This window comes from Prevotella sp. BV3P1 (genome assembly GCF_000479005.1).
GTDB lineage: Bacteria > Bacteroidota > Bacteroidia > Bacteroidales > Bacteroidaceae > Prevotella.
Window position 1 is genome coordinate 39,254 of record NZ_AWXC01000046.1, and the last position, 13,159, is coordinate 52,412.

The 13,159-nt window shown below is 44.4% G+C and carries 7 protein-coding genes; 3 read left to right on the forward strand and 4 right to left on the reverse strand.

The annotated features are described in order from the left end of the window. Positions 1 to 119: 119 nt before the first annotated feature. From HMPREF1254_RS08605 to hflX, 4 genes are all read right to left on the reverse strand, one after another. Positions 120 to 1,769, reverse strand: a complete 1,650-nt coding sequence (locus tag HMPREF1254_RS08605; RefSeq protein ID WP_023058314.1) for a fumarate hydratase — start codon at positions 1,767 to 1,769, stop codon at positions 120 to 122. Positions 1,770 to 1,830: 61 nt separating this feature from the next. Continuing rightward, positions 1,831 to 4,737 carry an insulinase family protein gene (locus tag HMPREF1254_RS08610; RefSeq protein WP_036879600.1) on the reverse strand — a complete coding sequence of 969 codons (2,907 nt, stop codon included), beginning with the start codon at positions 4,735 to 4,737 and terminating at the stop codon, positions 1,831 to 1,833. 73 nt (positions 4,738 to 4,810) lie between these two features. Continuing rightward, on the reverse strand, positions 4,811 to 6,667 hold the full coding sequence (locus HMPREF1254_RS08615; protein ID WP_023058271.1) for a DUF4954 family protein: 1,857 nt from the start codon (positions 6,665 to 6,667) through the stop codon (positions 4,811 to 4,813). Between the two features lie 8 nt (positions 6,668 to 6,675). Next, positions 6,676 to 7,920, reverse strand: a complete 1,245-nt coding sequence (hflX, locus tag HMPREF1254_RS08620; RefSeq protein ID WP_023058272.1) for a GTPase HflX — start codon at positions 7,918 to 7,920, stop codon at positions 6,676 to 6,678. Positions 7,921 to 8,689: 769 nt separating this feature from the next. Here hflX and HMPREF1254_RS08625 point away from each other — a divergent pair. The 3 genes from HMPREF1254_RS08625 to HMPREF1254_RS08635 are packed head-to-tail and all read left to right on the forward strand — an operon-like array spanning position 8,690 to position 13,155. Further along, the gene (locus HMPREF1254_RS08625) at positions 8,690 to 10,294 is read left to right on the forward strand and encodes a beta-N-acetylhexosaminidase (protein ID WP_023058239.1); all 1,605 of its coding nucleotides are present in this window, start codon (positions 8,690 to 8,692) and stop codon (positions 10,292 to 10,294) included. Positions 10,295 to 10,315: 21 nt separating this feature from the next. Further along, positions 10,316 to 11,107 (forward strand): glucosamine-6-phosphate deaminase, encoded by a 792-nt coding sequence (gene nagB, locus HMPREF1254_RS08630; RefSeq protein ID WP_023058248.1) that lies wholly within the window; start codon positions 10,316 to 10,318, stop codon positions 11,105 to 11,107. Between the two features lie 59 nt (positions 11,108 to 11,166). Further along, on the forward strand, positions 11,167 to 13,155 hold the full coding sequence (locus HMPREF1254_RS08635; RefSeq protein ID WP_023058240.1) for a glucosamine-6-phosphate deaminase: 1,989 nt from the start codon (positions 11,167 to 11,169) through the stop codon (positions 13,153 to 13,155). The last annotated feature ends 4 nt before the right edge of the window (positions 13,156 to 13,159 follow it).

The window sequence follows — 13,159 nt, forward strand, 5'->3', positions numbered from 1 at the left end:
ACTATTTACGAGTAGTAACACTCAGAATAAATCCTTGCGTACTTTAATTGAACAACCGCCAGCTTTGCATCTTCAAAACTGGCGGTTAACTCATAACCATGAGAGGCTATTGCAGTCTGTTATTTTGTGCAAGAAGGCGTCCAAGGTTTCAGTTGTTTGAAGAAATCATTTCCCTTGTCGTCTACTAAGATGAAAGCAGGGAAGTCGACAACGTCAATTTTCCAAATGGCTTCCATGCCGAGTTCGGGATATTCCACGCACTCAATGCTCTTAATAGAATTCATCGACAGCACAGCAGCAGGGCCGCCAATGCTACCCAAATAGAAACCTCCGTGCTTTTGACACGCATCGGTCACCACTTGTGTGCGGTTGCCTTTGGCAATCATCACCATCGAACCGCCATGATCTTGGAACTCGTCTACATAAGGATCCATGCGGTTTGCGGTAGTAGGACCCATACTGCCACAAGGCATTCCCTCCGGAGTCTTCGCCGGACCAGCGTAGAGAATAGGGTGGTTCTTGAAGTATTCGGGCAACTCTTCGCCTGCATCAAGACGTGCTTTGAGCTTGGCATGTGCGATGTCGCGTGCCACGATGATAGTACCGTTGAGACTCACACGTGTAGATACGGGATATTGCGACAGCTCTTTGCAGATGTCTGCCATGGGTTGATCGAGGTTGATTTTCACCACATCGCCTTCACCAGCTTGACGTAATTCCTCTGGAATGAGCGAACCGGGATTTTCATCTAACTTCTCTATCCACAAACCCTCTTTGTTAATCTTGGCTTTGATGTTGCGGTCTGCCGAACAACTGACGCCCATTCCGATGGGACACGATGCTCCATGGCGTGGTAAGCGTACCACCCGAATATCGTGAGCCATGTATTTACCACCAAACTGAGCACCCAGTCCAATCTTGTGTGCTTCGTCTAAAAGTTCCTTCTCCAGTGCTACATCGCGGAAAGCACGTCCTGTTTCGTCTCCCGAGGTGGGCAGGTTGTCATAATAATGAGTAGACGCTAACTTCACGGTGAGCAGGTTTTTCTCTGCCGAGGTGCCTCCAATGACGAATGCAATGTGGTAAGGAGGACAAGCAGCTGTACCCAATGATTTCATTTTCTCTACCAAGAAAGGAACCAAGGTGCCAGGGTTTTGAATAATGGCTTTGGTCATTTGGTACAGATAGGTCTTGTTGGCAGAGCCGCCTCCCTTAGTAACAAACAAGAATTTGTATTCCATTCCCTCAGTTGCCTCTAAGTCTATCTGTGCAGGAAGGTTGCATCTGGTGTTCACCTCGTCGTACATATTGAGGGGTGCATTCTGTGAGTAGCGCAGGTTGTCTTGTGTGTAGGTGTTGTAAACGCCACGAGAGATGGCTTCTTCATCGCAAAAGCCCGTCCATACCTGTTGTCCCTTTTCACCGTGTACAATAGCGGTACCCGTGTCTTGGCAAAGTGGTAGTTTGCCTTTTGATGCAACTTCGGCATTGCGCAAGAAGGAGAGAGCCACATACTTGTCATTGTCTGACGCCTCAGGGTCGGTTAAAATCTTCGCTACTTGTTCGTTGTGTGCGCGACGCAACATGAAACTCACGTTGTGAAAGGCGTGTTGGGTGAGCATGGTGAGTGCTTCCGGAGTCACTTTCAGGACAGGTTTTCCCTCGAATTGACTAACCGATACGCCGTCTTTTGTTAATAAATAATACTCAGTTTCGTCATTGCCCATTTGAAACATGGGCGCATACTTAAATTCAGGAGTTTGTGCCATAATGTTTTTATTGTTGTTATAGTCTTGTTATTCTAAACGTATTTTATTGTTATTTGCGCCATCAATATCCAAATATCTCTTCGGTGGAAAGACGTTTGATGTTGCCGATTTTCTGTAGAGCCTCCATGTTCAAATTCTTCTCATCGCCCAGAATGACGTAACGATAGGGCTTGCGTGCCATGTTTTTTTGCTCGAAGTTAACAATATCTTGCATGGTGATGTTGGGCAAGGCTTGGTAGATTCTTTCGTTTTCATCATAATCAAGGCCTCTTTCTTTGGCATTTAAATAAGCTTGAAGAACACCACTGCGTGTGACGCGAAGGCTGGCCAGCTGCTTCGTCAAACCCTGTTTGGCAATGTCGAAGGCTGCTTTACTTTGTGGAATGGTGTCTAAGATGTTGTTGAACACCTTGATGCAATCCATCATTTTGTCATTTTGAGTGATGATGTAGGTTTGCGCGTACTCAGGATGTCCCTTCAGCGGACTGTTGTTGTAATATGCTGATGCGCTGTAAGCCAATCCTCTTGCTTCACGCAACTCTTGGAAGACAACGGTGTTCATGCCACCGCCAAAGTATTCGTTGAATAGAGTTCCTACCGCTGCCTGCTTGGCGTCAAAAGGTTTGTTCTCGTTGTGATACATCACCATGTAAATGTTTTTAGCATTGTAGGGAGCGATGTACACTTCGTTTTGCGGTGTGGTTTGTTCTTGATACTCTTTGTTTTTCAATGCAGGTTTTCTGCTTTTGGCAGGCTCATACAACTTGTCAAGGTAGGCAGACAGCTGTTGTGTGCTCGTTGGTCCGTAGTATAGCACGGTTTGCTCGTATTGTTTGAGCGACTGAAACAAATCAACCAAATGTTGTGGCTGTAAGGCTTTCAGTTCTTGTTCGCTTACGATATTGCGCACTTGGTTATAGGGTCCGAACATCGCATACCTTCTTAAGGCGTTGAAATTGCTTCGTTGATTGTTTTTGTCGTCTTGCCTTGCTTTCAACGTCAATGCGACATATTGTTCGTACGACTTTGCATCTGGCTTCGCATCGGTCATCAGTTCGTTGAGCAGTTTCACCGCTTTGGGCATGTTCTCATCCAATCCTGTCAACAAAATGGTGATGTTGCGCGAATCGGCTGTTATGTTGAAGCTGCACGCCAGCTTGTAAAACTCTCGTTTGATGTCCTCTGCCGACTTCTTAGAGGTACCCAGATAGTTGATGTAATCACACGCCACCGCATACTCTTTGTTAGCAGTTGTGCCGAAATCCCAATTGAACACCAAGTTAAAAAGTCCGTCATCGCTGTTGTGTTTGTACACAATAGGTAGCTTCATTTTAGTCTTAGTGAAGGTTAAGTCGCGCTTGAAATCAAGGAATTGCGGTTGTATGGGCGTAGTGTGTGCATTTTGTATGTCACGCAAAAATGCACTGCTCTCGTTACGGTTGCTGGGGATGGGGGTGATTTGTGGTTTATCTATCTTTTTTTGCGTCGTGTCTTCGCCTTGCTTCTTGTACACACAAACAAAGTTGTCTTTGAAGTGTTTGTTGGCAAATGCCATGATGTCTTGTTTCGAAATCTTTGCCAGTCTGTCCAAACGGTTGACCACATCTTCCCATTTCTGATTGTTAATGAAGGCGTCGGTCAGCATGGAAACCCTTGACCGGTTAGACTGTAGCGACTTGTAATAATCGCGTTTGGCGTTATTGATGATTGACGAGAGCAGGTCATCGGCGAACGCTCCCCGCTTTAGTTTGTCAACCTCAGCCAACAATAGTTGTTTGACGTCTTGCAAAGACTGTCCCTCCTTGGGCAATCCTTCCATGCAGAATGATGAATAATCGGCCAAGGCATTGACGAACGAACCGCTCCCTAAGAGCTTCATGCTTTGATTGAGGTCCAGGTCTAACAATCCCGCATGCCCGTTGCTCAATATTTTATCCACCAAGGTAAGTGTGTCATTTTGCAGTGATGCAGCACCGTCGAACTTCCAGGCCAACAATACATTCTCGGCTTCCTGGCCTACTACCGTGGTGTCTACACTCGCTTTGAGGTCGGGTTGTGGTGCAAAGGTAGGGTAGGATAGTGTTGGGTTCTTCTTCCATGAGCCGAAATACTTGTCTAAAGTAGCAATCACTTCATCTGGATTCATGTCGCCTGCCATGCAGATAGCCACATTGTTGGGCACATAGTAGCGTTTGAAATAGTTTTGGATGTTTACAATCGATGGATTTTTGAGGTGAGCCTGTGTGCCGATGGTGGTCTGTGTGCCATAGGGATGTGTAGGAAACAATTTGGCATTGAGTGCGTCCCACTGCTTTCTTCCGTCGTTCGAAAGCCCGATATTGAATTCTTCGTACACAGCTTCCAATTCGGTATGAAAGCCTCTTACCACCATGTTTTGAAACCTGTCGGCTTGTATTTTGGCCCAATTCTCTACTTCGTTGGCCGGAATATTCTCTACATAACAGGTGATGTCGTTGCTTGTAAAGGCGTTAGATCCTTCAGAACCGATGGCTGCCATCAGCTTGTCATATTCATTGGGAATGTTGTATTTGGCAGCCAACTGTGATATACTGTCAATTTCATGGTATGCCTGTTTGCGTTCGGCAGCATCGGTCAGCAAGCGATATTTCTCATATCGCTGCGTGATTTCTTGCAGATAAGCAGCTTCTTTCTCCGCATTGGTGGTGCCAAACCGTTTGGTTCCCTTAAACATCAAATGCTCCAAATAGTGCGCCAACCCCGTGGTTTCAGCAGGATCATTCCTACTTCCGGTCTTAACCGCAATGTAAGTTTGAATACGCGGCTTCTCTTTGTTCACACTCAGGTAAACTTTCAATCCGTTATCCAATGTGTAGATACGGGCTTTCATGGGGTCGCCCGTCACTGTTTGGTAATCGTATACTTTCGCATAAAGACTACTTTGAAACAGTATGAGCAGTAAGCTTGACAATATTAATCTTGTTCTCATTTTTATGATAGTTAATGACCTGTTAGTAATATCCAATTTTGTTAGGCTTTGGTTCAAACGGTTGAACCTGATTTTAGTTCTCGTATTCAACCTCTCTATCCAGTTTTTCAATGAAGTTATCAAATAAATTTTGTTCTACATCACCCATGGCAAACTCTTTCTCAGCATCTTTTCTGATTTCTGCTATCCATGCCCGACGTGCCTTGACGTAATCCGCACGAATGCGATCGGCATCCGCCAAGGTGATGGTGTCGAGTTGATAATAATTCTTAATGAGTTCGTATGTCCAAGCCCATTGATATTCTCGATAGTGTTCGTTGATGTCGGTGAATCTTTGTAGCACATCGTCTACTGTTTCCAGTTCGCCATTTTTGATGTCGTCTATCAATCGTTCTTCTTCCGAAACAGGTAGAAGCAGTCCAGCCAAGTCAGTCCATTTGCCCGTTCCAATCGTAGTATTGGGCGGTGTGAGTTCAGGGTCTTGCTTTAGAACACGTTTCAAAACCGCACCCATATAAATGTGCAGTGCGATGTCATAATATTTGATACCTTTTTTCAAAGAACTGGCATTGATGACATATTCATGATAATTGTAGGTTGAAACGTCATCACCAGAGGCCTCGCGCAGCTTTTCAAGAATCTTTTTTCCTTCCACAATTTCGCCAACAGAGAAGGGAGAAAGCCAATCGAAGTTTACGATACTCTTTTGTGAATGTTGCGGACGCATATCTCTTTTCGGCCACTTGTTGATGTCTCTGTACAGACCTACGGTCGTAATGTTCCTGCCTGGTGACAAGTACATGATGTCACCGTAGGCTACCAAGTAAGAGAACGGAAGGCTGCGCGTGTCGGGGTGATACATCAATTTGCCAAAACATACAGAGAATGTACCAATGTGTGCCGGCATCAGCAGATAGGCGCCACTGGCTGTTTTGCATCCACGTTGCAACACGCCATAGTGCATTGGTCCCATCTTATACGCATGGTTGCTGAAGTTGGTGGCAGAACCTGCATTGTAGAATGAGAACATTCCGCCAATTAACAGGCTGCTCTTGTGATGACTAGATGAGAAAGGACCGCAGAAAGCGGCACAAGCCTCACCGTTGGCCATATAGCTGTTGGCGAAGAATATACTGGAAGATGCCGTGAATCCATTTGTTATCTGGCAGGTCTCACCCACAAAGCAATCTTGCATCTTTACGCTATTGATGATGGAAGAGCCGTGCGAGATGATGGAGTTTTCGCAAATCACTCCCGTTCCTATGTATACGCTGGCGGCCTCTGAACTAAAAATCGTGCAGTCGCTCAGGCGTGACGCACCGTTTATTTCGCATTCATCAAAGACGATGGTGTTGGTGATTTCTTTCGTGTTGACGATTTTTACCCGATTGCCTATCCATCCTTGGTCTGACTCGTTTAGCGCAATGCATTCCTTGATGAGACGGAGAACGGCATCTTTCAGAGCCTTGTCTTGAAAGTGTTGAACCATGAAGGCGGCGAATTGACTGTTTAATTCCCTGAACAACACGATGTTGCCATCGCCCACTTCATTTAATACTGAAATGGTGTTGCCCTCACCATAAGTGGCTCCTTCAGTTGTTTCGAGCGTGCAAATGTTTGAAATAAAACAACTGTCGCCAATCGTATAATTATTAATGTAGTTGCCGACATTCTCTATCAAACTGTTGTCGCCAACGGTTACGTTTCTCAATGTGGCGTTGAAAATGCCAGAATGCTTGAAAAATCCCTTACTCACTTCCAACGTTTCTTCAAATGCACCTAAACGATTCTCGCCATAGAAAAGAACTCGACTCAAGTAGTTAGGCATGAATTCCTCGGAAACCAAGATGGAAGACCAGTCTTCTGCCCAGCAACCACGACTTTCTAAAGTTCGTATCTCTTCGCTTGTTAATTGCCTGAACTCTTTCATCTCTTCAATTAATCAGTTGCGTACAAAAAGTCGTTATACGGATATTTCTGCACATGCAACTGCCGCACGGCCTTGTACAACGTTTCCCTGAATTCGTCAATGTTTTGCTTTTGTTTTGCCGAAATGAAGACACAGTTTTCATTCAACTTAGCCATCCAGGTTCGTTTCAGTTCGTCCAGAGAAATGTTTTCCTGTGTAGAAGGAGTCAGGTCATCAGGTGCTTTCTCAACCCATTTGTATTGGTCTATCTTGTTGAAAACAATCATGGTCGGCTTATCTGCCGCATCCAATTCCTTCAGTGTGTTGTCAACCACCCTGATTTGTTCTTCAAAATCGGGATGCGAAATGTCTACGACATGCAACAGCAAATCGGCCTCGCGCACTTCGTCAAGGGTTGATTTGAACGAATCGACAAGGTCGGTGGGCAATTTCCGAATGAATCCCACCGTATCGGCCAGCAAAAAGGGAAGATTTTCAATCACTACCTTGCGTACCGTGGTGTCTAACGTGGCAAAAAGTTTGTTCTCAGCGAACACCTCACTCTTGGACAAAAGGTTCATCAAGGTAGACTTACCCACGTTGGTATAACCCACCAGGGCCACCCGAATCAGCCTTCCGCGGTTCTTGCGTTGTGTGGTTTTCTGCTTGTCAATCTCAATGAGCCGCTGCTTAAGTAGCGTGATGCGCTGTAAAATGATACGTCGGTCCATCTCAAGCTGCGTTTCTCCAGGACCACGCAGGCCAACAGAACCCTTTCCACCACCAGAACCAGAGCCGCCACCTTGCCGTTCCAAGTGGGTCCACAAGCGTTGCAGGCGAGGTAGCATGTATCTGTATTGCGCCAATTCAACCTGTGTCTTTGCATTGGCTGTCTGAGCCCGCATGGCAAAAATGTCGAGAATCAGGGAGGTTCGGTCTAAGATTTTGACCTGAAGCTCTTTCTCTATGTTTCTGATTTGTTTGGCAGAAAGCTCGTCATCGAAAATCACCATCCCCACAGGGCGGTCATTTTCTTTCTCGTTTTCTATATACTGCTTGATTTCTTCCAATTTGCCCTTACCTACATAACTCACCATGTTGGGGCCTCCCAGCTTCTGCGTGAATCTTTTGACAGTAACCGCGCCTGCGGTGTCTGCCAGAAATTCCAACTCGTCAAGGTATTCATTGGTCTTCTCCTCGTTTTGTTCCTGCGTGATGAGACCTACAAGTATGGCTGTTTCTGCTTTTGCTTCTGATATGACAAATTCTTTCATTCGGTATATAAATATGGTGATTGCAAAGTTACAATAAAGCGATAAAACGACAAAATAAAAACATCTTTTTTGTTGCAGAGGACAACCACTGGTATGTCAGCGCTTCAATCGTGTCCTGGTTTCTCCTATTTTTCGATGATAGTACGAATAACAAGGAGGGTGGCTGATTGAGAATTTTCTTGACAACGACCTCTCTTATCCTTGGCGTATTTACAAACTCCGTCTCTGATGTTTGTAAATACGCCAAGGAAATTGCAATGTCTGCAAGTACCAATAGTACAAGGTGTTAGTGATATTTCGTTGTGCTATGCGAATATTTTTCAGACTATTTTTCATCAAAAGCATTGCTTTTAGGCCATTATATGTATGCTTTTGCTGTTCAATAACATGCTTATTGACCGATAAAGTGATGCTTCTTGTCGAGTCAACTCAATGCTATTGCGTATAAAGGGTCGATTATTTTTCATCTATAACCGTATGTTTGCATCCAGCATGCCTATCGATTTTTTCTAGATTGAAAGTTTATAAGGGTCGTTTTTTGCCCACTTTTTTAATAAAAAATCTTACAAATTTGACGAGATGCGAGATGCTTTTTTTTTATTTGAACAAAATTATGAAAACTCAAAAAAGTGCGGATTTTGCGTTTTTAAATAGGAGGCCATTTGTTAACAAAACTATAAAAATGAATTGAAAACCTTTTTTTAAAGAAATGATGGCAGTCATTTCAATAAATTATGATAACTTTGTGTCATAAATAACCATTTTCATCATGAAAGCAAAAAAAATAGTATTAGCTTTATTTTTAAGTGCGCTGTCCTTTCAATCTGCGACAGCAAGTTCAGTAGCCGATTACAAGGTAGTTCCCATGCCGAGGGAGATTACCGCAACGGCTAAAAAGGATTTTACGTTGACCGCTGCCACTCCCATCGTTTATCCAGAGGGAAATGCAGACCTGAAGCGTAATGCCGAATTCCTGGCTCAGTATATTCGAGAGGTCACCGGCATTCAGGTGTTAACTACCACGAGTAAATCTAAAAATGCCATCACCCTGTCATTAAACAAGAAAATGAAGGAGGACGAAGGGTATGTCATCACTGTGACAAACAAAGGAATTTCGGTCGCAGGTAAGACACCCAATGGTATTTTCTATGGCATACAGACCCTGCGCAAGTCGTTGCCCACGGAGAAAACCGACAGCCAAATCACTTTTCCGGGCGTTGTGATTAAAGATGCGCCTCGCTTTGGTTATCGGGGAGGCATGTTAGATTGTGGCCGTCATTTCTTTACACTGGATTTCGTAAAAAAATACATAGATCTGTTGGCGCTTCATAACATGAATGTCTTCCACTGGCATCTGAGCGAAGACCAGGGTTGGCGTATTGAAATTAAAAAATACCCTAAGCTGACAGAAGTTGGATCAGTGCGTTCTGAGACTGTCATTGGGCATAATTCTGCTGTCTATGATGGCGTGCCTTATGGTGGTTTCTATACACAAGACCAAGCTCGTGAAATCGTTAAATATGCTGCGGACAGATATATTACGGTGATTCCCGAAATCGATATGCCTGGCCACATGCTTGCTGCGCTGGCATCTTATCCTGAACTGGGATGTACAGGTGGTCCTTATAAGGTGTCAACGTCATGGGGCATCTTCAATGATGTGCTGTGCTTGGGTAACGAAAAGACCTATCAGTTCTGTCAGGATGTGCTGGGTGAGCTTATCGATATCTTTCCCTCTAAGTTGATTAATATTGGTGGTGACGAATCTCCACGTGTGCGTTGGGAGAAATGTCCCAAGTGTCAGAAGGTTATGAAAGACCACAATTTGCCGGTGAATAAGCTGCAAGGATATTTCACCAACCGCATAGAAAAGTTTGTCAACAGCAAAGGTAGAAGCATCATCGGATGGGATGAAATCCTGGACGGTGACATCAATCAGAGCGCTACCGTCATGAGTTGGCGTGGAGTAGCTCCTGGTATCAAGGCTGCCAAGAGAGGTCATGATGTTGTGATGTCACCAACCACCTATGCTTATTTTGACTATTATCAGACAGATAAACGGGCTTCGGAACCGCTATTGATTGGAGGGAATCTCCCCATCGAAAAGACTTACAGCTTTGACCCCTTGCCAGACACCCTGTCGGTTGACGTGCGTAACCACATTATTGGCGTTCAAGCCAACCTGTGGACAGAGTACATCGCCTATCCTAATTTAGCAGAATATCAGTTGCTTCCACGCCTTGCTGCCATTTCGGAGATTCAATGGTCAGATAAGAAGAAAGATTTTCCGGAGTTTAAAGAGCGTCTTACAAGGTTCGTTAGATTCTATGACCTCTATGACTATGTATATGCAAAGCACCTTTGGAAGAAATAATCATTAATAAATTAATTGAAGATGAGAGTCATAATAGAAGAAAATTACGAGTCGCTGTCACGTTGGGCAGCCGAACATGTCATTGAGCGTATTAACAAGTTTAACCCAACACCTGATCATCCTTTCGTGTTAGGTTTGCCTACAGGTTCGTCTCCGGAGGGCATGTATGCTCGCTTGGTTAAGGCTTGTCAAGAGGGTAGGGTGTCATTTAAAAACGTGTTGACCTTCAATATGGATGAGTATGTGGGTTTGCCTGAATCGCATCCCCAAAGCTATCATTCGTTCATGGCGCGCAATTTGTTTGACCATATCGACTGTCCCAAAGAAAACATCCATATTCTTAACGGCAACGCAGAGGATTTGGAGGCTGAATGCAAGGCATACGAAGAGAAGATTAAAGCTGTGGGGGGCATTGACTTGTTTATTGGTGGCATTGGCCCAGATGGTCATATTGCTTTCAATGAGCCATGCTCGTCTTTGACTTCCCGCACGCGAATCAAAACACTGACCAGCGACACTATTATCGCCAACAGTCGATTCTTCGAAAATGATGTTAACAAAGTTCCGAAACATGCATTGACGGTTGGTGTAGGAACCGTGATGGATGCTAAAGAGGTAATGATACTCTGCAATGGGCATCACAAGGCTCGAGCTTTACAAGCTGTGGTAGAAGGACCGGTTACCCACTATTGGACAATCAGTGTGCTTCAGCAACATCCGCATGGAATCATCGTTTGTGATGAACCTGCGACCGACGATCTGAAAGTTGGAACGTATCGTTATTTTAAAGATATTGAAAAAGATAATATTTAATAACCCAAGGGGCGAGTAGTGTTTAAAAACTATTAGCCCTTTTTAATATATGTAAAAATATGAATCTAAATCTAAGTTCAGAAATTGTATTAACTAAAATTCCGGTTGAAATATACCGACCTAAAACGGCTATAGACCGTTCGGAGTTAACACGTTACGAAAAGATACCCACGAACATCTTTGCAAAAGAAGAGGAAGGTGTGAAGCATGTGGCAGAAAACATAGCTGCTATTATTAAGAATAAGCAAAAAGAAGGCAAGTTCTGTGTACTTGGTTTGGGTACAGGTTTGTCGCTCACGCCTATTTTCAAAGAGCTGATTAGGATGTACGAAGCTAAACAGTTGAGCTTTCACAATGTCGTTGTCTTCAATGCATACGAATATTTCCCGCTCACATCCAAATCGCAAAATAGTAGTATCAGTCAGTTGTGTACACGCTTCTTAGACCACGTAGACATTGACAAGAAAAACATATTCACCTTAGATGGTAGCATTTCGCAAGACGATGTGCAGAATCATTGTCGTTTATATGAGGAGCGTATCAACACATTTGGAGGTATTGACGTGATGCTGATTGGTATTGGCCGTAGTGGAAACATCGCTTGCAACGTGCCAGGCTCTACTGTTACCAGCAATTCGCGCATTATCTTAGTAGACAATGTACTACGACAAGAAATGACTTTGAGCTTTGGAACGAACGAACAAGTACCTCCTTGCTCTATCACCATGGGTGTAGCAACCCTGTTGAAAGCAAAGAAAATATTTCTTGCAGCTTGGAGTGAAGAGAAGGCTGAGGTTATTCAAAAGACCGTTGAGGGCGTAATTACCGATGCTCTTCCTGCCTCATTCTTGCAAACTCACAACAACGTAGAGGTGGTTATCGACCTGCCTGCCGCATCTCGTCTGACACGTATCGTGCACCCTTGGCTTGTAAAATCGTGCCAGTGGACCGATAAATTGGTGCGCTCAGCATTGGTATGGTTATGCCAGCTCACCGGAAAACCTATCTTAAAGTTGACGAATAAAGATTACAACGACCACGGTTTGAGCGAGTTGTTGGCACTTTATGGTTCGGCATACAATGCCAACATTAAGATTTTTAACGACTTACAGCATACCATTACGGGCTGGCCAGGTGGCAAACCGAATGCTGATGACACATACCGTCCGGAGCGTGCGAAACCATTTCCTAAGCGAGTAATTGTTTTTTCCCCACATCCCGACGATGATGTAATCTCCATGGGTGGTACCTTACGCCGACTTGTCCAGCAGGGACACGACCTTCATGTGGCTTACGAAACCAGTGGAAACATTGCTGTAGGCGATGAAGAGGTAACGCGCTTCATGCACTTCATCAATGGATTTAATCAGATATTCGATGGCGAAAAGGATAAGGTGATTAAACAAAAGTATAGTGAAATCAAGAAATTCTTGGCAAATAAGAAGGATGGCGACATCGACACATTAGATGTACGAACTATTAAAGGGTTGATTCGGCGAGGCGAAGCACGCACGGCTTGTACATACAATGGCGTGCCATTAGACCATGTTCACTTCCTTGACTTGCCTTTCTACGAGTCGGGTAAGATTGAAAAACTGCCGATGACAGAAAAGGATGTCAAGATTGTACGCCAACTCTTGCAAGAGGTTAAGCCGCATCAAATATATGTAGCTGGCGACTTGGCTGACCCACATGGTACTCATAAGAAATGTACTGATGCAGTGTTGGCTGCTCTTGAACTTGAAAAAGAAGATGGAGCAGAATGGTTGAAAGATTGTAGAGTGTGGATGTATCGTGGTGCTTGGGCTGAATGGGAAATTGAAAACATTGAGATGTGTGTACCCATGAGTCCAGAAGAGCTGCGTGCTAAGCGCAACAGTATCTTGAAACACCAGAGTCAGATGGAGAGTGCACCATTCCTTGGCAACGACGAACGTTTGTTCTGGCAGCGCTCTGAAGACCGCAATCATGCCACCGCAGCGCTTTACGACAGTCTCGGATTGGCATGCTACGAAGCCATGGAGGCATTCGTAGAGTACAAAGTATAGGTAT

Excerpts from the sequence above, each read along its gene's own strand:
- HMPREF1254_RS08625 (WP_023058239.1), top strand. The coding sequence starts at position 8,690 with ATGAAAGCAAAAAAAATAGTATTAGCTTTATTTTTAAGTGCGCTGTCC.
- HMPREF1254_RS08615 (WP_023058271.1), bottom strand. The coding sequence starts at position 6,667 with ATGAAAGAGTTCAGGCAATTAACAAGCGAAGAGATACGAACTTTAGAA.
- hflX (WP_023058272.1), bottom strand. The coding sequence starts at position 7,920 with ATGAAAGAATTTGTCATATCAGAAGCAAAAGCAGAAACAGCCATACTT.
- HMPREF1254_RS08635 (WP_023058240.1), top strand. The coding sequence starts at position 11,167 with ATGAATCTAAATCTAAGTTCAGAAATTGTATTAACTAAAATTCCGGTT.
- HMPREF1254_RS08610 (WP_036879600.1), bottom strand. The coding sequence starts at position 4,737 with ATGAGAACAAGATTAATATTGTCAAGCTTACTGCTCATACTGTTTCAA.
- HMPREF1254_RS08605 (WP_023058314.1), bottom strand. The coding sequence starts at position 1,769 with ATGGCACAAACTCCTGAATTTAAGTATGCGCCCATGTTTCAAATGGGC.
- nagB (WP_023058248.1), top strand. The coding sequence starts at position 10,316 with ATGAGAGTCATAATAGAAGAAAATTACGAGTCGCTGTCACGTTGGGCA.